General features: G+C 40.0%; 21 protein-coding genes. 12 read left to right on the forward strand and 9 right to left on the reverse strand.

Going from position 1 to position 24,492, the window contains the following annotated elements; translation table 11 throughout:
• Positions 1–24: 24 nt before the first annotated feature.
• Entirely contained in the window at positions 25–1,224 is a 1,200-nt protein-coding gene (locus tag D0T08_RS11710) for an acetyl-CoA C-acetyltransferase (RefSeq protein ID WP_116982821.1), read from the reverse strand.
• A 137-nt stretch (positions 1,225–1,361) separates the two neighbouring features.
• On the opposite strand from D0T08_RS11710, the gene D0T08_RS11715 reads away from it, so the two are divergent.
• Positions 1,362–2,549, forward strand: a complete 1,188-nt coding sequence (locus tag D0T08_RS11715; RefSeq protein WP_116982822.1) for an MFS transporter — start codon at positions 1,362–1,364, stop codon at positions 2,547–2,549.
• Between the two features lie 18 nt (positions 2,550–2,567).
• Here D0T08_RS11715 and D0T08_RS11720 read toward each other — a convergent pair whose 3' ends face one another.
• Positions 2,568–3,389 (reverse strand): phytanoyl-CoA dioxygenase family protein, encoded by an 822-nt coding sequence (locus D0T08_RS11720; RefSeq protein ID WP_116982823.1) that lies wholly within the window; start codon positions 3,387–3,389, stop codon positions 2,568–2,570.
• A gap of 177 nt (positions 3,390–3,566) precedes the next feature.
• On the opposite strand from D0T08_RS11720, the gene D0T08_RS11725 reads away from it, so the two are divergent.
• Positions 3,567–4,412, forward strand: coding sequence for an AraC family transcriptional regulator (locus D0T08_RS11725; RefSeq protein ID WP_116982824.1), 846 nt, complete (start codon positions 3,567–3,569; stop codon positions 4,410–4,412).
• Here D0T08_RS11725 and D0T08_RS11730 read toward each other — a convergent pair whose 3' ends face one another.
• The 3 genes from D0T08_RS11730 to D0T08_RS11740 all read right to left on the reverse strand — a co-directional run bounded on the left by D0T08_RS11730 (position 4,413) and on the right by D0T08_RS11740 (position 7,728).
• On the reverse strand, positions 4,413–5,222 hold the full coding sequence (locus D0T08_RS11730; protein ID WP_116982825.1) for a M48 family metallopeptidase: 810 nt from the start codon (positions 5,220–5,222) through the stop codon (positions 4,413–4,415).
• Positions 5,223–5,388: 166 nt separating this feature from the next.
• Entirely contained in the window at positions 5,389–6,699 is a 1,311-nt protein-coding gene (rimO, locus tag D0T08_RS11735) for a 30S ribosomal protein S12 methylthiotransferase RimO (RefSeq protein ID WP_116982826.1), read from the reverse strand.
• A gap of 258 nt (positions 6,700–6,957) precedes the next feature.
• Complete coding sequence (locus tag D0T08_RS11740) at positions 6,958–7,728, reverse strand: DeoR/GlpR family DNA-binding transcription regulator (RefSeq protein WP_116982827.1); 771 nt, start codon at positions 7,726–7,728, stop codon at positions 6,958–6,960.
• 206 nt (positions 7,729–7,934) lie between these two features.
• Here D0T08_RS11740 and D0T08_RS11745 point away from each other — a divergent pair, with 206 nt between their 5' ends.
• Positions 7,935–11,105 (forward strand): SusC/RagA family TonB-linked outer membrane protein, encoded by a 3,171-nt coding sequence (locus D0T08_RS11745; RefSeq protein WP_116982828.1) that lies wholly within the window; start codon positions 7,935–7,937, stop codon positions 11,103–11,105.
• A 95-nt stretch (positions 11,106–11,200) separates the two neighbouring features.
• On the forward strand, positions 11,201–12,493 hold the full coding sequence (locus tag D0T08_RS11750) for a RagB/SusD family nutrient uptake outer membrane protein (RefSeq protein WP_116982829.1): 1,293 nt from the start codon (positions 11,201–11,203) through the stop codon (positions 12,491–12,493).
• Positions 12,494–12,617: 124 nt separating this feature from the next.
• Here the strand turns inward: D0T08_RS11750 and D0T08_RS11755 are convergent, their stop codons facing one another.
• The 3 genes from D0T08_RS11755 to D0T08_RS11765 form a co-directional block, all read right to left on the reverse strand.
• Positions 12,618–13,616: an aspartate-semialdehyde dehydrogenase gene (locus D0T08_RS11755; RefSeq protein WP_116982830.1), complete on the reverse strand. Its 999-nt coding sequence runs from the start codon at positions 13,614–13,616 to the stop codon at positions 12,618–12,620.
• Positions 13,617–13,799: 183 nt separating this feature from the next.
• Positions 13,800–14,381 carry a 5-formyltetrahydrofolate cyclo-ligase gene (locus tag D0T08_RS11760; protein WP_116982831.1) on the reverse strand — a complete coding sequence of 194 codons (582 nt, stop codon included), beginning with the start codon at positions 14,379–14,381 and terminating at the stop codon, positions 13,800–13,802.
• Between the two features lie 3 nt (positions 14,382–14,384).
• Positions 14,385–15,236 carry a cupin-like domain-containing protein gene (locus tag D0T08_RS11765; RefSeq protein WP_116982832.1) on the reverse strand — a complete coding sequence of 284 codons (852 nt, stop codon included), beginning with the start codon at positions 15,234–15,236 and terminating at the stop codon, positions 14,385–14,387.
• A 321-nt stretch (positions 15,237–15,557) separates the two neighbouring features.
• Here D0T08_RS11765 and D0T08_RS11770 point away from each other — a divergent pair, with 321 nt between their 5' ends.
• The 8 genes from D0T08_RS11770 (at position 15,558) to D0T08_RS11800 (ending at position 23,788) form a co-directional block, all read left to right on the forward strand.
• Entirely contained in the window at positions 15,558–16,046 is a 489-nt protein-coding gene (locus tag D0T08_RS11770; RefSeq protein WP_116982833.1) for a DUF4442 domain-containing protein, read from the forward strand.
• A 192-nt stretch (positions 16,047–16,238) separates the two neighbouring features.
• Entirely contained in the window at positions 16,239–18,647 is a 2,409-nt protein-coding gene (locus D0T08_RS11775) for a 3-hydroxyacyl-CoA dehydrogenase/enoyl-CoA hydratase family protein (protein WP_116982834.1), read from the forward strand.
• Positions 18,648–18,723: 76 nt separating this feature from the next.
• A complete protein-coding gene (locus tag D0T08_RS11780) occupies positions 18,724–19,902 on the forward strand; it encodes an acetyl-CoA C-acyltransferase (RefSeq protein ID WP_116982835.1) in 1,179 nt (392 codons plus the stop codon).
• A gap of 174 nt (positions 19,903–20,076) precedes the next feature.
• Positions 20,077–20,328: a ThuA domain-containing protein gene (locus D0T08_RS27940; RefSeq protein WP_229238949.1), complete on the forward strand. Its 252-nt coding sequence runs from the start codon at positions 20,077–20,079 to the stop codon at positions 20,326–20,328.
• On the forward strand, positions 20,328–20,846 hold the full coding sequence (locus tag D0T08_RS11785; protein ID WP_229238954.1) for a ThuA domain-containing protein: 519 nt from the start codon (positions 20,328–20,330) through the stop codon (positions 20,844–20,846). The genes D0T08_RS27940 and D0T08_RS11785 overlap by 1 nt, the downstream gene beginning before the upstream one ends.
• 201 nt (positions 20,847–21,047) lie before the next feature.
• The gene (locus tag D0T08_RS11790; protein ID WP_116982836.1) at positions 21,048–21,842 is read left to right on the forward strand and encodes an SDR family NAD(P)-dependent oxidoreductase; all 795 of its coding nucleotides are present in this window, start codon (positions 21,048–21,050) and stop codon (positions 21,840–21,842) included.
• Positions 21,843–21,932: 90 nt separating this feature from the next.
• Entirely contained in the window at positions 21,933–23,162 is a 1,230-nt protein-coding gene (locus tag D0T08_RS11795) for an MFS transporter (protein ID WP_116982837.1), read from the forward strand.
• A 17-nt stretch (positions 23,163–23,179) separates the two neighbouring features.
• A complete protein-coding gene (locus D0T08_RS11800; RefSeq protein ID WP_116982838.1) occupies positions 23,180–23,788 on the forward strand; it encodes a DUF1684 domain-containing protein in 609 nt (202 codons plus the stop codon).
• 16 nt (positions 23,789–23,804) lie between these two features.
• Here the strand turns inward: D0T08_RS11800 and D0T08_RS11805 are convergent, their stop codons facing one another.
• Positions 23,805–24,437 carry an acetyltransferase gene (locus D0T08_RS11805; protein WP_116982839.1) on the reverse strand — a complete coding sequence of 211 codons (633 nt, stop codon included), beginning with the start codon at positions 24,435–24,437 and terminating at the stop codon, positions 23,805–23,807.
• Between the last annotated feature and the right edge of the window lie 55 nt (positions 24,438–24,492).

Here is a 24,492-nt window from a genome sequence, read left to right on the forward strand (position 1 = left end):
CCTGTATTAAAACTTCATTTCTCTTTACACTCTCTCAAAAATAGTAGCAATACCCATGCCTCCACCTATACAAAGGCTCACCAAACCAACGCCTTTACCTGTACGTTCCATCTCATCAATTAGGGCAGACGATAAAATAGCACCGGTAGCACCTAGTGGATGACCTAAGGCAATAGCTCCTCCATTTACATTTACTTTGCTATGATCAGCACCTAGTTGATCCATAAATAGCATTGGTATGGCCGCAAAGGCTTCGTTGATTTCAAAAATATCTATATCGCTCATGGTCATTCCGGCTTTCTTCAAAACTTTCTGCGTAGCAGGTACAGGGCCCGTGAGCATAATAGTAGAGTCTGAACCTATTATAGCAAAAGATTTGATTTTAGCTCGAGCCTTTAGACCTAATTTCTGCCCTATCTCTTTATTTCCTATCAGCAAGGCCCCTGCCCCATCACTGATTTGAGAAGAATTTCCGGCATGGTGCACGTGGTTAATACTAGTCAGGTTGTTATATTTCAATAAGGCTAAGGCATCAAGTCCCATACCTCCCAACATTTCAAAAGCAGGTTTGAGTTTGCTTAAAGACTCAACAGTTGTCTCAGGTCTGATGCCCTCATCTCTATCCAGAACGGTTATCCCTAGTTCGTCTTTCACAGAGACCATTGACTTGTAGTAACCATTCTTTTGTGCTTCTACTGCTCTACGCACTGATTCGGCAGCAAAGGTATCTACATTAGTTCTTGAATAACCATATTTGGTTGCTATTAGGTCGGCTGAAATACCTTGAGGCACAATTTTATGCTGTGCTATCAGTTGCGGATTCATCATCAATGCTCCTCCATCAGAGCCCATTGGTACACGAGACATAGATTCTACGCCACCTGCCACCAGTAAATCTACCTGACCGGACATCACATAGGCTGACGCCATATTGATAGCCTCTAAACCTGATGAACAGAAACGATTGACTTGTACCCCTGCCACAGTTTGCGCATAACCTGCATCTAATACAGCCGCACGGGCAATATCACCACCCTGCTCGCCAATCGGAGATACACAACCAACAATTACATCATCTATAAAACTGGTATCTAAATCGTTGCGATCTTTTAGGGATTTTAAAACAGTAGAGAGTAATTGAATTGGCTGAACATCGTAAAGAGAACCATCTGCTTTGCCACGACCCCGGGGAGTACGGATGGCATCGTATATATATGCTTCCATGAGTTGAATAGTATTTTTTAGAGATGAATTGGTATGCTTGCATACCTCCTTTGACAAAACTAGTAAATACTTTCGTTTGATGCAAGTAGAGAAAATACTACCTTTGTCAGAGTCCTATTATCTTCTTTTATCCTCACATGGTTTCCTTATTTCGTAATGCTTTCGGTGGACTTTCCCGGCAAGTGTGGTTATTGGCAATTGTGATGTTCGTCAACCGGAGTGGTACGATGGTCATTGCCTTTCTGACGGTTTATCTGACTCAAAAACTGCATTTCAGTGTGCAAGAAGCAGGTATAGTTATGACTATGTTTGGTGTTGGTTCTATTTTTGGAACCTGGATGGGCGGAAAGCTGACTGATAAAATAGGTTATTACCCCGTGCAATTCTGGAGCTTATTTCTCGGCGGAATCATGTTTATCGTGATGGTACATACCCAGCATTTTTATCTCCTTTGTATTTATGCTTTTTTGTTAAGTACCTTTGGTGAAGCCTATCGCCCGGCCAACTCTGCTTCCATTGCCGATTTTAGTACGCCTGAAACCTTTACGCGCTCGGTTTCATTGATACGCTTAGCCATTAATTTAGGCTGGTCTATCGGTCCTGCTATTGGCGGTTTTCTGGCAGCAAGAGACTATGATTTACTTTTCTGGGCAGATGGTTTGACGAACATTGGTGCAGGAATATTCGTTTGGGCCTTTTTGAGAAGTACCCGAAAGAAAAAAGAAGCGGAAGCCACCGAAACAGTGATTGACAAAAAAGATTCAGCGCTAAGAGACCGTACCTACATGATATTTATCGTACTGGCTTCCTTATACGCTATTGCTTTCTCACAACTATTTACGATTGGACCGCTTTTTTATAAACAAGCCTGTAATCTGACAGAAGTCCAGATTGGTTATTTGCTAGGGCTGAATGGCCTGATAGTAGCTCTATTTGAAATGATTTTTATCTATAAAATTGAGGGGAGATTTGAGCGCCTGGCACTAATAAGTTTCGGAGCATTTCTGGTAATACCCAACTATATTATTTTCCTGCTCACGCACAATTATATCTGGCTGATTATCGGGATTATTTTTGCCACATTCTCTGAGATGTTTGCGATGCCTTTTATGAATGCATTCAGTATAGAGCGGGCAAAGCCTCATAACAGAGGTCAATACTCAGCATTATATGCCATGAGTTGGTCTATTGCCCAGATTTCTGCGCCTTTGATAGGTACACAAACGATAGCTTTGTTCGGATTTGATGCCCTGTGGTATATTCTGGGCTCTCTGGGGTTGGTGTCTACTTTAGGATTTGGAGCTTTACGCAAAAGGTTAGCGTAAAGCCCCGCCTCTTTAAGACTAGTATAGTATAGGGTTTAGCTTTCCATCTGCAATACTTCCTACCGGCTTGCTATCAAGCCATGTCTGCCAGTCTGCCATACGATACTCATTGGTAGGTTCAATTACTTTAATATCTTTATCCATGTAAATCATAGTCATTACTTTACGAGGCTTTCCTGACAAATTAGCGCCCGCTCTGTGGTAAGTCCAACCCGCATGATAACTCACTTCGCCTAACGCAAAAGGCGTATCATTCATGCTGAATTGTTTCAAAGTTTCTGCCAGTAATGCTTCTGATTCGTCTGATATTTCCATATCCCGGCCAATTTCTACAGTCTGACTTTTTTCGGCAAATGCCAGAGGTCCCATCTCCATCGGCGTATCCTGCAAAGGTATCCATACCGTAATAGTATTTGGATTTGACAAGGGCCAGTAGAACTGGTCGGCATGCCAGGGCGTAATACCTCCAGTTGGTTCTTTGTAAAGGGCTTGGTCATGATAGAGTCTCACACCGGAGACTCCCATCAATTCCGTAGCAATTTGCGCCAGACGTTTTGAAAAAACAAACTCTTTCACCTCTTCGTTTTCCCGCCACATATTCATGATTTGCAGGAAAGCCTTTTCGTAAGTCGTCCGCTCTTCCATCGGTTTTGTGAGCTTATTCAGTTTGAAAACCCAATCGGTAATGATTTCGCCGTAGTATGCTAATACTTCTGCTGAAAGAACATTTTTGAGTTTTACATAACCGTTTTCCCGATAAAATGCGATAGCTTCGTCTGACAATTGAAAAGGTTCGTTAAGTTGATGCAAAAGTATTGTTTTCTCTGAATGAGCAGTCATTGCTTAATCATGTTATGGTTGAATAGAGTACCACAAATTTCGATAGAATTTTTCTAAGAAAAATCTTTATTATTTTCATTTTTATATAGTATTTTAACATAAATTTGTTCGCCTAAATAATTCTTATGTTAATTAATGTATTACAATGATTGTAATATCCTTGCTATTTTACCCTGAATGAAAGCCCTGTTTGAAAAAATATTAGCCGATGAAGGTTCATCATTTCTGACCCGATATGTGGCTTTGCCTCAATTTGATGCGCCGCTTCATTATCATCCTGAATATGAATTAACATTCATCGTTAAAGGACAAGGCAAAAGGTTTGTAGGAGACCATGTAGCCAATTTTGAAGCAGGTGATTTAGTTTTGTTAGGCTCAAACCTCCCCCATTTCTGGCGAAGCGATATAAATCCTAAAAAAGATGGAGAATTACATGAAGCCGTAGTTATTCAGTTTTCTACTGCTTTTGTCAATCATATATTAAATAACCTTCCGGAGTGTAAGTCTATTATTACGCTTTTGAATACAGCTAAATCAGGTATTCAATTTCCTCAAACATTAGCGCCATTTATCTGGAAAGTATTTGAAACCGAGGGTGTAACCAGGCTATTAGCCTTAATTAGCGCTTTAGAACAATTATCTATCTGCGAAGACTACGAGCTTTTAGCAAGCGAGGGCTTTAGTATCAAGCCTGATGAGACTGAGAATGAGCGTATGCGAAAGATATTAGAGTTTACCTTAGAAAATTACAAAGAAGATATTTCACTTGACACTATTGCAGAAATTGCCAACCTGACTGTCCCTTCATTCTGTAGATATTTTAAATCACGTACCCGAAAAACCTATGTATATTTTCTGAACGAAATACGATTGAGTAATGCCCGCAAAATGCTAATGGACAATCAGTTAGATATAAGCCAGATTAGTATCGAATGTGGTTTTCAGAACCTATCGCATTTTCACAGGATTTTTAAGACCCAGACAGGTGTAACGCCTTTGGTTTATCGGAGGAGATTTGGATGATTATTTCTTGAATACCCCCTTAGGGTCTTCTTTCTTTTCTAACAATGCCAGCAGAATTTCAGGATTGGCATTTTGTGGGTCTAGCTCATAACCTTTATGGAAACTCTCCCATGCATCGTCAATCTGATTATTGGTCAATCGTGCCAACGATAATTGCATATACGCATTGGCACATTCAGGAGATTTTCTTAGTGCACTGGCTAACAAATCAAATGTTTTATCCATGTGCTCGGTCTTTTTATCAACCATAAACCATTTCAGGTATACTGTTGATAAATCAACCATCAGGGTTACATTGTCTTCATCGTCTAGTTCAAGACCATGCTCCATCAGATTGACAGCATCTTCATACTTCTCATTCTGATAGTTAATAACACCTAAACCCCAATAAACATCTACATTTTCATCATCGAGCAGATACGCCAGATTGAAACGGTAAGTAGCAGTATCTTTCTGGCCTTCACTTAAATATTCCCAAGCACGTATAGAGAAGAATTCACTTGCCTCTTTGCGGTTTTTAAAGTTCACATCGCACACTTTCAGAAATTCGGCGTCAATAGCTTTCTGGCTGTCGGTTTTATCATATCCGCCAAACAGAGGCATCAGGTGGATATTTATTCCGGCAGGAGCGAAATGTTTTTTTGCGTTCTTTTTTTCAGTTTCGGGAATAAAAGAATTTGGCTTGGTAGTGTGTGTGGTGTTTGATGAAAAAACACTCACATTTGTACTTTGTGAACGAAAAACAGGTTGTTGCGCCAGTAACTCGACTGAAACTAGTACAGATACACACGAAAACAAAATCAATCTCATCACTTATCTTGACATGAACATCGATTAAATAACGCAGGGTCTGGCAATATTATTAGAATTTTTGGAAATTTTAATAAATCTGCAAAACCTTTTGTTTTAAAGAGTCTCTGAAGAGCTTATATCTGGCTCATGTAAAGGGAAAGCAACTATAATAGTTGGAGAAGTGTTAAGCAACTACTTCACCATATAAGTCAAATTCGGTGGCATCAGTGATTCTGACATTGGCAAAATCTCCTCTGCGCACATATTGAGAAGCGGGCACTAATACTTCATTGTCTACTTCGGGAGAATCAAACTCAGTCCGGCCAATAAAGTATCCGCCTTCTTTTTTATCAAACAGTACTTTATATGTTTTACCTATTTTCTCCTGATTCATTTCCTGTGAAATTCCTTGCTGCAATTCCATAATCAAATCGTTGCGCTCCTGTTTTACTTCGGCTGGCACATCGTCAATCATTGAATAAGCATGTGTATTTTCTTCATGTGAATACTGGAAAACGCCTAAACGCTCGAATCTGGTGTCTTCTACAAAACGGTACATTTCTTCAAAATGCTCTTCTGTTTCGCCCGGGTGTCCGGTAATCAAAGTCGTACGCAAGGCAATATCAGGTACAGTATCACGAATAGTTTTAATCAGGTCTTCCGTTTTCTCTCTGGTGATACCTCTGCGCATCATTTTCAACATTTCGGTTGAACCATGTTGCAAAGGCATATCGAGATACTTACAGATATTTGAACGATTCTTCATTACATCAAGAATTTCTAAAGGAAAACCTGATGGGTAGGCATATTGCAGACGAATCCACTCAATTCCTTCTACATCTGACAATTGGTCGAGTAAATTAGCTAATTCGCGTTTCTTATACAAGTCCAATCCATAATAAGTTAAATCCTGTGCTAACAGAATTAACTCTTTTGTGCCTTTTCTAGCGAGGTTTTTTGCTTCCAGCACCAATTGATCAATCGGTTTTGAAAGGTGTTTGCCTCTCATTAATGGAATAGCACAAAAACTACAAGGACGATCACAACCTTCCGAAATTTTCATGTAGGCATAGTGCGCCGGAGTAGTTAACAAACGCTCCCCTACCAGTTCCTGCTTATAATCAGCTTTTAAGGTCTTTAATATACGTGGTAATTCGTTGGTGCCGAACCAGGCATCAACGGTCGGAATTTCAACTTCTAATTCGTCTTTGTAACGATGTGATAAACAGCCTGTTACATATACTTTATCTACTACACCAGCGTCTTTAGCATCGGTATAGCGAAGAATGGTATCTATTGATTCCTGTTTGGCATTATCAATGAAACCACAGGTATTAATGATAACTATATTAGCATCATCCTTTTTTGACTCATGTGTTACGTTATACCCATTCCCTTTCAACTGTGTGTAAAGCTCCTCAGAATCGACCAGATTTTTCGAACAGCCAAGCGTAACTATATTTACTTTATTTTTAACCGAACCTTTTGTTTTCAACTTTTTATTAATTGGTATATGATAGGCATAGAATAGTTAAACGACTATTCAGCCTACAAAGTTCGGAAAAGAATGGGATATTAAAAAACTTCGGGAGATTAACAGGCTTAATTACAAGTATTTATAAATAAAGCCACATTTATAGAATACAAAATTTTGCCACGATGTACACAATAAAACACAATGTTACACTATAAAAAAATTGTGTCACATCGTGCATTTAGTGTACATTGTGGCAAAATTCATATACCACATTATTCATAATAATTTTATCCCTGCCTGATGATAGCTTGCCAACTCTGGAGCATGATTATCTAATTCAGTAATCAGATAATCTATTTCATTGGGTTTACAGATACCCCCTCTACAAACGGTATTGAGTTTTTCAGAGATAGATAATACCACTATTTTTTTAGAAGCCCTGATCATAGCCTTTTTTACCTGCACTACTTCAAGATCAGAGTCTGTCACCCCAAACTTGGCATCAATACCATTAGTACCTACCATGCATAAGTCGAATGACATCTCGCTTAGTTTCAGAATAGAGTCTCCACCCACAGATATCTTGGCATCTTTTGATAATTTACCACCTATAAAAATTACCTCAATATTCGGGTGTTTCAATAGTTCCTCTGCTGTCATTAGACTTACCGTGCAAAAGGTAGCGTTCAGGTCTTTAGGCAATAGCTTGATTACCTCTCTCAAAGTAGTTCCTCCACTGGTTAGAATCAGCATCCCATCCTGAATAAGGCTGACTGCTTTTTTCGCAATAATCAATTTTTGCTCCCTGGCATAAACCACATCCTCGCTACTATTGCCCGAATAAGAAACCGATAAAGCCCCGCCGTGCACCTTAACCAATTTACCGCTTTCTGCCAGTTCGTTCAGGTCTCGTCTGATGGTGTCTTCTGAAACATTGAGCTGGCTGCAAAGGTCTGACGACAGAACTTTATTATGTAAATTAAGTTCTTTAATAATGAAATCCTGACGTTCTTTTTTTAATAGCAGAGGCGTTGCGACTTTGTGCATTATTGATTTGCGGTTTTATGCAATTTTATATAAGCTAAATTATATAATTTTTCTCAAAGGTAAAGTAAATCGAATAAATATTTCAAATAAGTATTTTACAATCAATTTTTTAGTAGTAAATATGCAAATCAATCTGCTATTCAGAAATGCGGTTTTATGCGTTTTTCAAACAGCTATTTACTTAATCATATTAAACTCTTATTCTTATGATGAAAAATTACCAGGTAAAATTAAGGACTTTTACTTATGTAGCTGTGATGCTGCTATGCTCGCTGAGCGTATGGGCACAAAGAACAGCTTACGTAATTAAAGGTAAAGTTTCAGATGCTTCAGGAGGTGTGCCCGGAGCAACTGTTAAAATTGACGGAACAGCCTTTGGAACGATGACCGACTTAGAAGGGTCATACACATTGAATGTCAATCTTAACCCGGGAAGATACAAAATTTCGGTGAGCTCGGTAGGATATGCTACGAAAGTACAAGAAGTAAATCTCGATAATCAGACAGTAATTACCTTAGATGCAACCCTGACAGATGATGTAATGAACCTTGATGAGGTGGTGGTAACGGGTTCTACTATCCGTACGTCCCGTCGTGAGTTAGGAAATGCCATCAGTGCGGTGAATGCCGACCAATTGAAAGAGACAGGATCATCAAACCTGGTAAGTGCCTTACAAGGTAAAGTACCCGGTGCACAAATTACCCAGAATTCAGGAGACCCTGCCGGTGGAATTACCGTTCGTTTGCGTGGGGTAAAATCAATTCAGGGCAGTTCAGACCCTTTATATGTAATTGACGGGGTTATTGTGAGTAACTCATCTGCCAACGTTTCGCAAACAGCTTTGGGTAATCAGGTAGGTGCGGCAACCATCGGTACCAACCGTTTGGCTGATATCAATCCGTCAGATATTGAAAGCATCAATGTGATTAATGGTGCGGCAGCTGCAGCGCAATATGGTTCGCGGGCAGCGAATGGAGTGGTTTTGATTACCACCAAACGTGGTAAAACAGGTACTCCCCGCGTTACTTTTACAACCAGTGTTAATGCTAATGAGCTACGCAAAAAGGTATTTATCTCTACGTATGGCAAGCAGTTTGGTTTTGCAGGACTTCGTTTGCATACGATTGGCGTTGTTTCACCCGCCCAGATTGCAGCTAATCCGGGAACAACTGTTGTAAATATTCAACGTGACGGAACCAATAACAATCTGGCTAGTAACCTCGTTGATGTAAAACGCTACGATTATCAGGACCAGATATTCCAGACAGGTCTGGGAACAGATAATAATGTATCCATCAGTGGTGGCAATGATAGAACCCAATATTTTGCTTCGTTGTCGTACATGAAAAATGAGGGTATCATTAAAGGTACAGATTTCAACCGTTATGGGGTAAGAGCCAGAGTTGACCAACGTCTGGCCAACTGGGCAAAAATGTCGGTAGGTCTAAGTTATACCAATAGTTTTTCAAATGAAAAAGCCAATGGTAACGTATTCTACAGCCCTATCAACTCGGTTAATATCACCAATAATATTTACGATATTACCGTACGCGATGCAGCAGGAAATTTACAAGCAGTTGAGCCAACCCGTGTAAATCCATTGACTACTATTGAAGCCATGAAGTTTACGCAAGCTGTTAATCGTACAGTAAATGACTTCCAGTTAAACCTAACGCCTTTTAAAGGTTTTGCTATTGACTGGATTGTTGGGGTTGATGCTTATGCAGCTTTAGGTAAAAACTATATTCCGGCTTACCCTTATCAGGCAGTTGCAGGTCTTCCTGCTGAGCGCTATCCGAATGGTTATGCAGCTAATGCCAACAATAACTCTTTGCTTTTCAATACTGACTTAAACATTTCATATCAGCGAGAATTAAGCAAAGATTTCACCATGAACCTGATTGCAGGGGGTAACTACCAATCGAGCAAAGTAGAATTTGCCAGGGCAAGTGGTGAAAACCTTGCTCCTTTCATTGAAACGGTAAGTGGAGCGGCAAGTACAACCGTAACAGCAGGTTTTGGTGTAGACCAATACAATCTAAGTGGATTTTTCGGACAGGCTACTTTTGGGTATAAAAACCTGGCTTTCATAACAGGAGCTATCCGTCAGGATCGTTCGTCTAAATTCTCTCCAAGCGAAACCAAACAATTATATCCTAAGTTAAGCGGTAGCTTCGTACCATCTGATCTGGATTTCTGGAAAAACAGTAAAATTAACAATATCATAAGTGGTTTAAAACTACGTGCTTCGTGGGGAGAGGCCGGAAACCTGACAGGTATTGGCTCTTACGACCGTTTCTGGCAATTCCTGCCTGTACCGCTTTTAGGAAGAAACACGATTGTTCCGAGTTCAACTTTAGCTAACCCAAGTGTGCGTCCTGAACGTATGACCGAGACAGAAGGTGGTGCAGACCTTTCGTTCTGGAAAAACAAAATCAACTTAGGTGTAACAATTTACAAACAAACTATCTCAGACCTTGTGGTAAACCGTGTATTAGCAGCTACAACAGGTGGAACAAGTATCGTTAATAACGTGGGTACCATGGAGAACAAAGGACTTGAAATCGCTTTGAATGTAACACCTGTTAAAACAAAAGATTTCAACTGGGATTTCACCATTATTTACAACCGCAATCGCAACAAAGTTATCAGCTTGGGTAGTCCAACTGTAGCTATTGCCAATGCAGCCGGTGCTCCTGTTTTCTTGATTCAGGGACAACCAGCCTCTGTATTCTATGAGTTCCCTTACGCCAGAAACACAGATGGAACTTTATTGCTTACCTCACAAGGTTTGCCACAACGTGAAAGAGGTACACAAGCCAATAATGCTGTTGTATATGAACCAAAACGCGATGCTGCAGGACAACCTTCGTACGAGGCAGGAACTACTTTTGTAAGAACAATTATTGGTAACCCTAATCCTGATTGGACAGGCTCATTCGTTAACTCACTTGGCTGGAAAAACTTCAGTTTCAGATTCTTGTTAGATGCCGTGCAAGGGGTTAGCGTATTCAATGCTGATAAACGTACAAGAAACAACGTAGGAATAGGTGATATTGCAGAAAAAGAAATGACCGGAGAATTACCTCGTGGGTATGTATTCTCATTGGCGAACATCAGCGAATATCGTGTGGATAATGGTTCATTTGTGAAGCTACGTGAATTGTCGTTTGGCTACCAATTGCCTAATATCATTAAGGGTATCAGCAATATCAATCTTACTTTGGTTGGTCGTAACCTGATGTCGTGGGATAAATACAATGGCTATGACCCTGAAACCAATGCTGGTGGTAACAACGATTTATTGCGTAACGTAGACTTCGGTAACGTACCGATTCCGAAAACTTATCAGGTTCAGTTAACAGCTACATTCTGATAATCAGTTCATTTGGTTCTTTTCAAAAAACAGATTTCATGCATATAATTTACCCCGAAGCATGAGAAGCATTTGACAGGGGATTTAAAAAAAAGATGAAAAAAACATTCATATATTCAGTTCTGACGGCTACTACTCTGTTGGCAACTTCTTGTAATCAGGAGTTCCTAAACCCGAGTGCTGCCAGTGAACAACAGGTAGTCAACGACGTGAACGGTCTGATTGCCTTAGCCAATGGTTTACAATATCGCTTAACTATCGGGCGTGCAAGCCCGGGTTATGCACTACCGACAGCCATTGGTTTAACAACCAAAGAACTAAAAGTACTCAACGCAGGTAATGGCGATGAGGCATTCCTTGAAACTGGAGCAGGCAGCGTACAAAACCCTAACTCGGTTATCTCGAACCTTTGGAATCAAAGCCACTTAGTGAAAGCAAATGCTGACAATATCTTAAATAATGTCAATATTGTGCAGGATGCAGGTACCAAGAGCGGTCTGATAGCTTATGCCTCTATTTTCAAAGCATTGGCTTTGGGAAATCTGGCAACAGGTTGGGAACAAGCGCCATTGGTAGTAGGTACGAACGCCGCCTTTGTTCCGCGTGCAGATGTATTAAAAGCTGCCATAACAACACTTGAAAGTGCTGCTACAGCCTTGGCTACTCCAGTTTCTGCTAGCTTCACCAGCCGTATTGTGCCGGGCATTGACTTGGCCAACACCATTCAGGCGCTTATCGCTCGCTATAGTATTATGCTTGGTGATTATGACAAAGCTTTAGCAGCTGCTGCAAAGGTAGATTTAACCAAAAAATCGGCCTTTAATTTTGATGATACTTCCCGTAACCCGATGTTCGACGTTGTATTCAGCAACCGTAACGTAACTGAACCTACTAATACTGACTTCGGCCTTCCCGCTAGCTTGAAACCAGAAGCGGCTGATAAAAGAATTCCTTTCTTTTTCCAGACTTCAAGCGCCACTAACAACTTAGGCAGAGCAAGTTTTTATACAGCCAATAACTCTGCCCTTCCGGTGTATTTACCGGGAGAAATTATCCTGATTAAAGCAGAAGCCCAGGCTCGCAAAGGTAACCTTGATGCCGCAGTAACAGAATTAAATAATGTTTTAACCAAAACTACTGATGCCTGGGGGATTGGCGCAGGCTTACCTGCTTATGCCGGAGAAAAAACTGCAACGGCTATTCTGACAGAGATTTACAGACAGCGCAGTATTGAATTATTCCTGCAAGGCTTCCGCTTAGAAGATAGCCGTCGCTTTGGTCGCCCAGGCCCAGGTACCGCAGGTGCAGAACGCACCCGTAACTGGTATCCTTACCCAACGACCGAGAAAGATAACAATACCAATACGCCAAATGACCCGGCAATCTGATATTTTACAAAATAGCCTATTAACCATAGGCTATTTTGTATCGCTAAATTAGTCGCAAACACTTCATCTTCAAACAAAAAAGGGTCTCTATTGAGACCCTTTTACTTTTCTTATATGCTTGCTATTAAGCCAGTAAGTTTTTACCTAATAGATATTCTGCAATTTGTACAGCGTTGGTAGCAGCACCTTTGCGAAGGTTATCTGCTACAATCCAAAGATTCAAAGTTTTTGCCTGAGACTCATCACGACGGATACGTCCTACAAAAACTTCGTCTTTACCATGCGCATTGATTGGCATCGGGTATACAAAATTCTTAGGGTCATCCTGAACAATTACACCCTCTGTTTCGCTCAACAATTTTGAAACTTCTGCCAAATCGAAATCATTTTCAAACTCTATATTTACCGCCTCTGAGTGACCACCGATAGTTGGGATACGAACAGTAGTAGCTGTAACAGCTATACTATCATCACCCATGATTTTCTTGGTTTCGTTGGTCATTTTCATTTCCTCTTTGGTATAACCATTGTCAAGGAAAACATCGATATGAGGCAATACATTCAAATCTATTTTGTGTGGGTATACTTTCTTAGTTGCATCGTCATCGCCACCTCTTTCTGCAAAAAGCTGGTCAACTGCTGCCTTACCTGTACCTGTAACCGATTGGTAAGTTGAAACAACCACACGTTTAATCTTGTATTTATCGTGCAATGGTTTCATTACAACTACCATCTGAATAGTTGAGCAATTCGGGTTAGCAATAATTTTGTCTTCTGCTGTTAAGGTATCAGCATTTACTTCCGGCACTACCAGTTTTTTGGTAGGATCCATTCTCCAGGCTGATGAATTATCAATAACCGGGATGCCTGCTTCTGCAAATTTCGGAGCCAACGCCAACGAAGTACTTCCACCAGCCGAAAATATTGCCACCGCAGGCTTCATCTTGATTGCGTCTTCGTAGCCTACTACCGTAAACTGCTTACCCTTAAATTCAACCTGCTTACCAATAGATTTTTCAGAAGCAACAGGAATAATTTCGGTAACGGGGAAATTGCGTTCCGCCAAGACTTTCAAGATTTCAGTGCCTACCAGTCCGGTAGCACCTACAACTGCGATTTTCATGATTGAAACCCCACGGTTTACATGGGAAAATTTTAGTTAGACATATATTTACAAGAAAGCCCCAATTTGCAAAGGGGCTGGGAGTGCAAAAATAATAGAAATTTTTGTTTGTTTTTCTTGGAATAATACAAAATATTTTAAAAGTCTGTTTAAAAATTATAATCCGACCTGCAGAGGCAATATTTAAACAGATTCGAAATTCCAGATTCCGTTAGGTGTAACGCAATAATTAAGCTTTACATCTTCACCATTTATATCTTCAATAACATCAACAGGTTCAAAAAAAGAAACACCAATTTTCACTACATCCGGTCGGCATTCGGCTAAAAAGCGGTCATAATACCCCTTTCCATACCCTACTCGATACCCTTGTTTATCGAAAGCCAATAGAGGGAGTATTACTAAATCAACTTCTTTAGGATCTACTTTCAGTGGCGAACCATTGAGAGGCTCGGGTACTCCGAATTTATTTTCCAATAAGATAGTATCATCTTTAAGCGGATAATGGGTCATGCTTCCATCATCATGGCTTTTAGGTATCACAATATCAGCCTTAAAATCTTTTCTTAAAGTATCAATTACCAGATGCGTATCAACCTCGTTCTTTCTTCTGATAGGCAAAAATGTATGAATCACAGCATAGTTATGCATAGGAAAACTCTTGAAAATCCAATCATGGATTTTCTTCGAATACCCTTTAATATCAGTATTCGGCAGGTCGTTCCTTTTTTGAAGATATTCTTTCCTTAATGCTGCTTTCATCATAAATCATGCTTCCTGTAACGATTGATTTGCTTTTTCCTGGGCTTTATTTTCTTTCCATTCTTTCCACTGCGGGCCTAACATCTTGGCCATTCCTTTATCTACAAAAGTATGACGCACCAGATTCCAGCCACCTCTTACAGTTGTAAAGATAGAGTCATTCGCTCTTAGTGCCAGACTAAAACCACCATCTACATACTTGATATAGTGCCACCATAACGATGGAATGAAAGCTGTTTCGCCGTGACCAAAAGTAGCTTCATAACCTACCGATTTTTCGAAAGCAGGGAATTTCTTGAAGTCTGGTTTTAATGGGTGTACGTGACTTTGTACCGTAAATGGGTGATGGTACAGATTAACGCTTTCTTCCTGTGGAAAAAGGACGATTTTCTTACGAGTCTGGAATTGCGTCAGGAACACGTGCGAGCAATCCATATCATAATGAAGGTTTACTTCAGCATCCTGACCACCAAAAAACATAAATTTATAGCTTTTCAAAAAGCCATCCATAATCGTCGGGAAACGAATGTCGTTAGCCAGTTCGGGTACTTTCTTAAAGATATCAAATAAGAAAATACGTAATTCGGTAGGCCCTTGCTCTATTAGACTCAGATAATCGCCAAAAGGCATGGTTTTAGCAGCCTTATAGTAATTTTTGGCATCATGAACTTTATTATCAAATAATGGTACTTCAATGTGCCCGTAATTTGTTCGAAGCCAATCAAATGTCCATTTATCCAAAGCAGGCCAATCTTTCACAAGGTCAGTAAAAATAACTGGTTTCTTGGGCTTTAGATAATTCTCGATGAACTCTTCTCGACTTAAGTTGCTGCGTCTTTCGATAGGTATCAGTTTCATAAAAACAATAGTGATTTTTAATTTTTATCGAATAATATCAAATCAATAAAAAATAATAATAATGTAGCGAATTATATCTGAGTGTTATTAATAAAAACCAATGCCACAAAAAAATGGTTTCATAAAAACACTTGCCAATCAAAATTTTTATTGTCTGATTTATCCGGGATTTATTACAAATAAATTTTATATTAGTATGCTTGCATAATATTTTCTTTACTGTATCTTTGTTGTGAAATTATGCTTGCATACTATTTTTTTAGTCGCAGAATGGTTAGTAAAAAAATCATTTAAAGATACTAAATCTTTCTCTCAATCCTAATGGAATATAACAACGCCCTTAACCGAAACCTTGCAAAGGTTCAGAAAATGCCAGCTTTTCTGCAAAATTGGTTACGCGATTATTCCATTGGTAAATTCGTTAAATTCGTTGGCACAGCAGGTATTCATTTCGAAAAAATGACTTGCCACGAGGTCGTAATTATACTTCCCAATAAAACCAGAGTCCAGAATCATATCGGACAAATTCATGCCGCCGCCACTACCCTTTTAGCTGAAACCGCTACGGGTATGGTTGTGGGTATGAATATCCCCGACAACAAGCTCCCTTTGATGAAAAATCTCTCAGTGAAATTCATCAAACGAAGCCAAGGGCAACAAAAAGCGGTTGCTACGCTAACGGAGCAGCAAATTAGTCAGATTCGGGAAACTGATAAAGGCGATGTAAACGTAGCCGTAAAAATCACCGACGAAACGGAAGAAGAAGTTGTTGTGACAGAGATGAATTGGGCGTGGATTTTGAAGAAGTAGTTTTCGTCAACAGAAAATGTAAAAAGTTCTGATATACTTTATTTAAAAATTTTAACCACGGAGTGACACAGAGTTCAAAACATGGAGTTTCACGAAGTTAAATATTTTTTCGGTGAAACTCCGTGCCTAACTCATTGCTACTCCGTGGTAAAATAATTTATCTATTTGCTATAAAAATCATATTCAATCAGCATGAATCGTAGTATAAAAAAAGTAGTTGTTTTAGGTGCGGGTATTATGGGTAGTCGTATTGCCTTGCACTTTGCTAATATTGGAGTAGAAGTATTGCTACTCGACATGGTACCGAAAGAACCCAATGATGCTGAAAAAGCCAAAGGTCTTGATACTACTCATCCGGCGGTACGCAATAGAATCGTTGGTGAATTATTTCAGGCGGCCGTTAAAGCTAGTCCATCTCCTGTTTTTAGTCAGCAGTCGGTTACTCGTGTGAAATTGGGTAATTTCGATGATGATATGCCTAAAATCAAGGATTACGACTGGATTATTGAGGTAGTCGTTGAGCGTCTGGACATCAAGAAGTCGATTTATGAAAAAGTAGAGCAATTCCGTAAACCAGGCACATTAATTACTTCTAATACTTCGGGTATTCCTATTCACCTGATGGCAGAGGGACGTTCAGAAGATTTCCAGAAACATTTCTGTGGTACACACTTCTTTAACCCTCCACGTTATCTGCGTTTGTTGGAAATTATCCCAACTCCACAGACAGACTCGGCCATAGTTGATTTCTTAATGCACTATGGCGATTTGTATCTGGGAAAAACCACTGTATTGTGTAAAGATACCCCTGCTTTTATTGCTAACCGCTTAGGAATTTATGCGATGGTGCAAACCATAAGAGTAGCTGAAGAAATGGGCTTAACGGTAGAGGAAGTTGATAAACTGACAGGCCCGGTAGTAGGTCGCCCCAAATCAGGCACCTTCCGATTATCTGATGTAGTTGGTTTGGATACAACTGTGAATGTCTGTAATAACCTGATAAAAGTTTTGCAACATGATGAGTCAAAAGATGCTTTCCAGTTGCCTCCGGTAATGGCTAAGCTGATGGAAAACAAATGGCTCGGTGATAAAACCGGGCAAGGATTCTATAAGAAAACCAAAGACGAAAAAGGTCAGACAGTTATTCTGGCTTTAGACCTGAAAACTTTTGAGTATAAGCCATCTCAAAAAGTAAAATTCGCTACACTTGAAACTACTAAGAGCATTGATGATTTGAAGAAACGTTTCTCGGTGCTATTGGCAGGAAAAGATAATGCGGGTGAGTTTTATAGAAAAACATTCGCCGATTTCTTCCGCTATGCTACCAATCGCATTCCTGAAATCTCTGATGAACTATATAGAATAGATTCAGCTATATGTGCGGGCTTTGGTTGGGAATTAGGTCTTTTTGAAACATGGGATACCATTGGTGTAAAATCAATGCTCAAAATCATGGAAGATCTCAATATGAAACCTGCCGCATGGGTATACGAAATGTTGGAAGCTGGCAATGAGACTTTCTATAAAATAGAGGGTGGCAAGAAGAAATACTATGATATCCCGAGCAAGGCATACAAAGTAATTCCAGGTACTGAGTCGTTTATTATCCTTGATAATCTTCGTCAAACTAACGTCATCTGGAAGAATGCAGGCTCTACTATCTTCGATTTAGGGGATGGCATTGCGGGGGTAGAGTTCCATTCAAAAATGAACACTTTCGGTGCTGAGGTTGTGGAAGGTTTAAACAAGGCCTATGCCATTGCAGAGAAAGATTTCAGAGGATTAGTAGTGGGAAATGATTCAAACGAAGCATTCTCAGCTGGTGCAAATTTAGCCATGCTATTCATGTTTGCCATTGAGCAGGAATACGACGAAATCAATATGATGATTGCTCAATTCCAGCAAACGATGATGCGTGCCAGATATTCATCAGTGCCTGTAGTATCGGCTGTTCATAGCCTTGCTTTAGGTGGTGGTTGTGAATTGAACCTACACGCTGACAGAGTTTTGGCCCATGCCGAAACCTATATGGGTCTGGTTGAATTAGGCGTTGGTCTCATTCCTGCGGGTGGTGGCACCAAAGAAATGGCGGTTCGTTGCTCAGATATGTATCAGACAGGTGACCCTGAACTGAATATTCTGCAAGGGGCTTTTATGAATATTGCCCAGGCAAAAGTGTCAACCTCAGCACAAGAGGCATTTGATATGAATTACCTGAAACCGGATAAAGATAGAATCGTGCTGAATCGTAGCCGATTGATTGCTGAGGCAAAAGAAGAAGCTATCAAACTGGCAGAAGATGGTTATACACAACCTAAACAACGCACCGACATAAAAGTACAAGGTAAAACCGGAATCGCCCTTTTCAAAGCCGGAATTACAGGTATGTTAATGGGTAAATATATCACTGAACACGATGCTAAAATTGCAGATAAATTAGCCTATGTGATTTGTGGTGGCGATTTGAGTTATCCGCAGAAAGTTTCAGAACAATATCTTTTGGATCTTGAAAGAGAAGCATTCCTTTCTTTGACAGGTGAAAAGAAAACCCTTGAACGTATGCAGGGATTATTAAGCGGTGGGAAACCTCCAAGAAATTAATATTGTTATATTAGTATAAATCATTTACTCTTGGTTATTTCGAGAATGACTAAGAATTTAGATAAAAGGACAAAACATGAATGCATATATAGTCGCTGGCTACCGTAGTGCAGTCGGCAAAGCACCAAAAGGGGTATTCCGTTTCACCCGCCCCGATGATTTAGCAGCTGATGTTATTAAACATCTGATGGCAAGTGTACCTAACTTAGACCCTGCTCGCGTAGAAGACGTAATTGTAGGGAATGCAGTGCCGGAAGCCGAGCAAGGCATGCAGATGGCGCGTTACATTTCATTATTGGCTCTAGGTAAAAGTGTACCTGGTGTAACAGTGAACCGCTATTGTGGTTCGGGCATAGAAACCATTGCCATGGCAGCCGCTAAAATCCACGCCGGGATGGCTGATTGTATTGTGGCAGGTGGTACAGAATCGATGTCTTTAGTACCGACCATGGGTTGGAAAACTGCCTTGAACTATAATCTGGCTTCTACTCACCCTGATTATTATATTGGCATGGGCTTGACTGCTGAGCAGGTAGCACAACAATTCGGTATCAGTCGTGAAGACCAGGACTTATTTTCTTATAACTCTCACCAAAAAGCCTTAGCTGCGCAAGCTGCCGGTAAATTTGATGAAGAGATTGTGCCGATAAAAGTACAGGAAACTTTCTTCGACGAAAATTCAGGTAAGAAGAAAACCAAAGAATATACCGTTACGAAAGACGAAGGCCCACGCGCTGATACAAGTGTAGAAGCGCTAGCCAAGCTAAAACCAGTGTTTACGATGGGTGGAAGTGTAACTGCCGGAAACTCTTCGCAAACCTCTGACGGTGCAGCTTTTGTGATTGTCATGTCAGAGAAAATGGTGAATGAATTAGGTTTGAAACCAATTGCGCGAATGATGGCATATGCTTCGGCAGGAGTTGAGCCTCGTATTATGGGTATTGGTCCTGTGGCGGCTATTCCTGTTGCTTTAAAACAGGCTGGTCTGAAACAGGATGATATTGATGTAATAGAACTGAACGAAGCTTTTGCTGCACAGTCGTTGGCGGTTATCAAAGAATTAGGATTAGATGCCAGCAAAATTAATCCGAATGGTGGAGCTATTGCATTAGGTCACGCTCTAGGCTCTACAGGTGGTAGATTGTCTGTTCAGGTATTGAATGAGCTTCGTCGCCAGAATAAAAAATATGGTATGGTAACTGCCTGTGTAGGTGGTGGACAAGGTGTAGCAGGTATCTACGAATTCCTAAACTAAGAGACCTTACTGTTTATATAGCAATATAGTTTACTAAGGGGAGATTAAAATTATCAGAGGATAGTTTTTAATCTCCCCTCTTTTGTTTGTTGCTATCAGACAAAATAATACATTTGTTAAATTAATAAGTGTTTTTTTGACACTAAATATTTATTCTACCTTAATTATTAAACAATGAAACTACTACTTACGCCTAAGGCATTACTAGTGCTTATATTAGCGCTTTGCTTTTCTGCCTCTTCTTTTGCCCAAAGAAAACAATTCAGAGTACTTTTATTCAGCAAGACCGATGGCTTCCATCATGAATCAATCAATGAAGGTGTAACGGCTATCAAGGCTATGGCTGAAAGACAATTCTTCTCAGTTAACTGGCAGGAAACGCTTCAGTTTTCAATGATAAAGACCTGGCTAATTATGAAGCGGTAATTTTTCTAAACACTACCGGAAATATTCTAACCCCTGAGCAACAAACGGCTTTTGAGAAATTCATTCAATCTGGCAAAGGTTATGTAGGTATCCATAGTGCTAGTGATACCGAATATGATTGGGAATGGTATACTAAAATGGTGGGTATGATGTTCAAGATTCACCCGACTATACAAACTGCTTATCTCAAAGTAGAAGACAAGAATTTCCCGGGTATGGAGCGCCTGCCGGCCAAGTTCTTATGGACAGACGAATGGTATGAGTTCAGTCCTGCCGTTTCGAAAGACTTACATTTTTTGATTTCTATTGATGAGAAAACCTACAATCCAAATGTAAAGTGGGGTACTAACGAGGGAAAAGGTATGGGCTTCCACCCAATATCATGGTATCATACCTATGATGGTGGCAGAGCCTTTTATACGGCTATGGGTCACGTACCACAAAATTTCAGCGATCCGCTTTTCCTTGACCATTTGTTTGGTGGCATTTATTGGGCAGCTACCGGGAAGGGGTTGTAATACTCAAGTATGACAGCGAATAGAATTCGCCGTCTAAGATAACAAAAGTATTTTTTGTATACATTGCCGGACTCAAGTCCGGCTAACATTATAAAAACATTTCATGTGGCGGCCCAACGGCCGCCTCTATTATTTTAGTACCGAATTCATTCGGTGAAATCTGAATTTTATTACTTTTGACTTTCAATATTCTATTCAACCATGCGATTAAAAAATAAAGTTACACTCATTACAGGTGCCGGACGTGGAATTGGCGAAGCTATAGCATTAGGATTTGCCCGAGAGGGTGCCGATGTCATTATCAACGAAGTAGCAGGAGCTAATTATGCTGAAGAAGTAGCTGCTAAAATCAGAGCGATGGGCAGACAATCGGAAGTGATGTATGCCGATATTTCAAAAGTTGCTGAAATCAGAGAGATGTTTGCAAAGATTGCTGAGAAGTATAAAAAATTGGATGTATTAGTCAATAATGCAGGTATTACAGGCTGGAGCGACTTTTTTGAAACTGATGAAGCTGTTTTTGATACGGTAATGGGAGTTAACCTGAAAGGTACTTTGTTTTGTTCTATTGAAGCCGCCAAAATCATGCGGGTCAATGGAGGCGGAAGCATTATTAACATTTCTACTATCTGCGCTGCTTTAAGTGTGAAAAATCTCATTACTTATTCTACCAGCAAAGGCGGTATTCATGCAATGGCCGAACAAATGGCGGTTGAATTAGCGCCTTATAATATCCGTGTGAATACCTTTGGCCCCGGCCCTATTAATGTTGAGCGTAATCTCAGAGAAGACCCTAACTACCGTACTAACTGGGGCGGTGTAGTACCATTGGGCCGCACTGGTGAACCCGAAGAAATGGTTGGTCCAGCCGTCTTTTTGGCATCTGACGACTCGAGTTATGTTTCAGGACAACTATTCTTTGTAGATGGTGCCTGGAGTGTACAGGGTAAAATTCCCATAAATAGTATGGATAGTCAGTTAGCAAATAGCAAGTAAGTAGTGAACTACGCCAGGAATATTTTCGTTGGAAATATAGAGTCTGTTTAAATATTCAAATAAGCTCATATACCTCGAAGATATTCTGTGATGAGTTCAAAAGAAAAACTACTACTTTTCGTACTTGCCTGCATCAACTTTACACATATTGTTGATTTCATGATTATGATGCCCCTTGGGCCTCAACTCATGGAAATTTTCAAAATCTCTCCCCGACATTTCGGATTCATTGTCTCTGCTTATGGTTTGAGTGCCGGAATTTCGGGGTTTTTAGCCGCTTTTTTTGTAGATAATTACGACCGCAAAAAAGTAATCCTATTTGCTTATATAGGCTTCGTTGTAGGCACTTTTGCCTGTGCCTTTGCCCCTACTCATCAGTTTTTGATTGCAGCGCGGGTGATAGCTGGTACTTTCGGTGGACTTTTAGGTGCGCAGGTCATGTCAATTGTAGCTGATACTTTTGATTATCAGCGCAGAGCCACTGCCGTAGGTTTTGTCACTACCGCCTTTTCTATAGCTTCTGTAGTAGGTATTCCGGCAGGTTTGTTTTTAGCTAATAAATTAGGCTGGCATACCCCTTTTCTGGTTGTGGGCGCTCTTGGGCTTATTGTAATTTTTCTCATTATCAGGTATGTTCCTGTATTGGATAAACATCTGAAAAACCGTCGGGAAAAGCCGAACCCTCTGGCTGTTATCACTAATATTCTCAAAAATCCGAATCAGTTAAGAGCCTTATTATTATCAGTGACTATTATGCTAGGGCATTTTAGTATTATTCCTTATATCGCTCCTACGCTGGTTGCTAATGTTGGTTTTAGTCAGAACGATATTTATCTGATTTATCTTGTTGGAGGGGCCTTGACTATTTTCTCAGCGCCTATGGTGGGTAAATTAGCCGATAAAAAAGGTAAGTATCCTATTTTTGTCATATTCGCGCTCTTATCCCTGATTCCAATTTATCTCATTACCAATATGTTCACTGGTGCATTATGGGCTATTCTGGGAGTATCAGGTATATTTTTTGTATTCTCCAACGGGCGCATGATTCCGACTCAAGCTATTATTTCTAACGTAGTAACCCCTCAGCAAAGAGGAAGTTTTATGGCTATCAACTCGTCTTTACAATTGTTTGCACAAGCGATGGCTGCCAATATTGGTGGTATTCTTATTCATAAAACAGCATCTGGATATATTGAGAACTATCATTGGGTTGGTTATTTTTGTATAATTATGATAAGCCTGAGCATTTTTATTGCACGGGCAGTGAAACCAATTCCGCAATCAATTGTTACTAATGAAAGTCCTGTAAAAGTTTCATAGATAAACCTTTTAAGACCATGCTACGTGTAAACAACTTTCTGACTTATGTATTCATACTGTTATCAATGAGTACATTCGCACAAGATTTCAAGACTGAGATAGGACAATTCAGAGAAGAATATAAAGCCGAATTTTTGAAGTCAAAGTTTGCGCCTTTAAAAGAAGACGATTTTAAGTATCTACGCTTTTATGAGCCCAATGAGAAATTTCGGGTAGAATGCCAGTTTACAGCTACTACAGGTGGTAGACCTTTTCAGATTCCCACTACTACAGGTGAAACTAAGACTTATGCCAAATTTGGAGAGTTGAGTTTCCAGATAGATGGTAAAACTTACAAACTATCAGTTTACAGGTCGCCTGATTTACAACGCATACCACAATACCGAGACTATCTTTTTATTCCGTTTAAGGATTTAACCAATGGAAAAGAAACTTATGGCGGAGGGCGCTATCTTGATTTACGTATGAAGCAAATCGAGAATGAAAAAATCATTCTCGATTTCAACAAAGCTTATAATCCTTATTGTGCATTCGGTGCGGGTTATAGCTGCCCGATACCGCCGAGAGAAAATCATTTACAAGTAGCTATTGAAGCCGGAGAGCAGAATTATGCCAAAGAGCATTAAGAGGCTAATATGAAACTTAAACTTTCTTGGCCGGGTTTCCGAAAACAGTGGCGTTATCAGGTACGTCTTCTATCACTACCGAGCCTGCTCCTACACGTGCATTTTTGCCAACTTTAATACCTGTTACAATAATTGAACCTGAGCCAATAAAGGCACCTTCAGCCAGTTCTGCCCCTGCGTTTATCATGGCCCCTGAAGCAATAGTTATATAGTCAGCTACTTTAGCATCGGTATCTACTACTGCCCCAGATTGCACAATACAATGGTTACCTATCTTGGCAAATGGGTTAATAGCTGCGTTAGCCATCACTAGGTTCCCATGTCCGATTATAGCAGTTTCCGAAACGATTGCACGGTCGTGTATGGCATTTACGGGCATTACCTTGCGACGTTCAGTAAGAATCTCAACTATTTTCTTCTTTACTTTTGCATTGCTGATGGCTACAAAAGCTTCTGTTTTTTGTCCGATAATTTTAAGGAAACCATCATCGTCTGTATCACCTAATATTACTATCTCTCCTAGCTCGGTATTATGCAGTTTTTTATCATCATCTAAAAAACCATATACCAATACATTATTACGGTTAAAAATGTCCAGAGCAATTTTACCAAGAGTACCAGCTCCAAAAATCAATACGGGGTTCTGCATTTCTTAATTTCTTTTATTGAATGATTGTGTAGCTTACCATCTGATGAGGTGTCAA

The sequence above is a fragment of the Emticicia sp. C21 genome (genome assembly GCF_003418935.1).
GTDB lineage: Bacteria > Bacteroidota > Bacteroidia > Cytophagales > Spirosomataceae > Emticicia.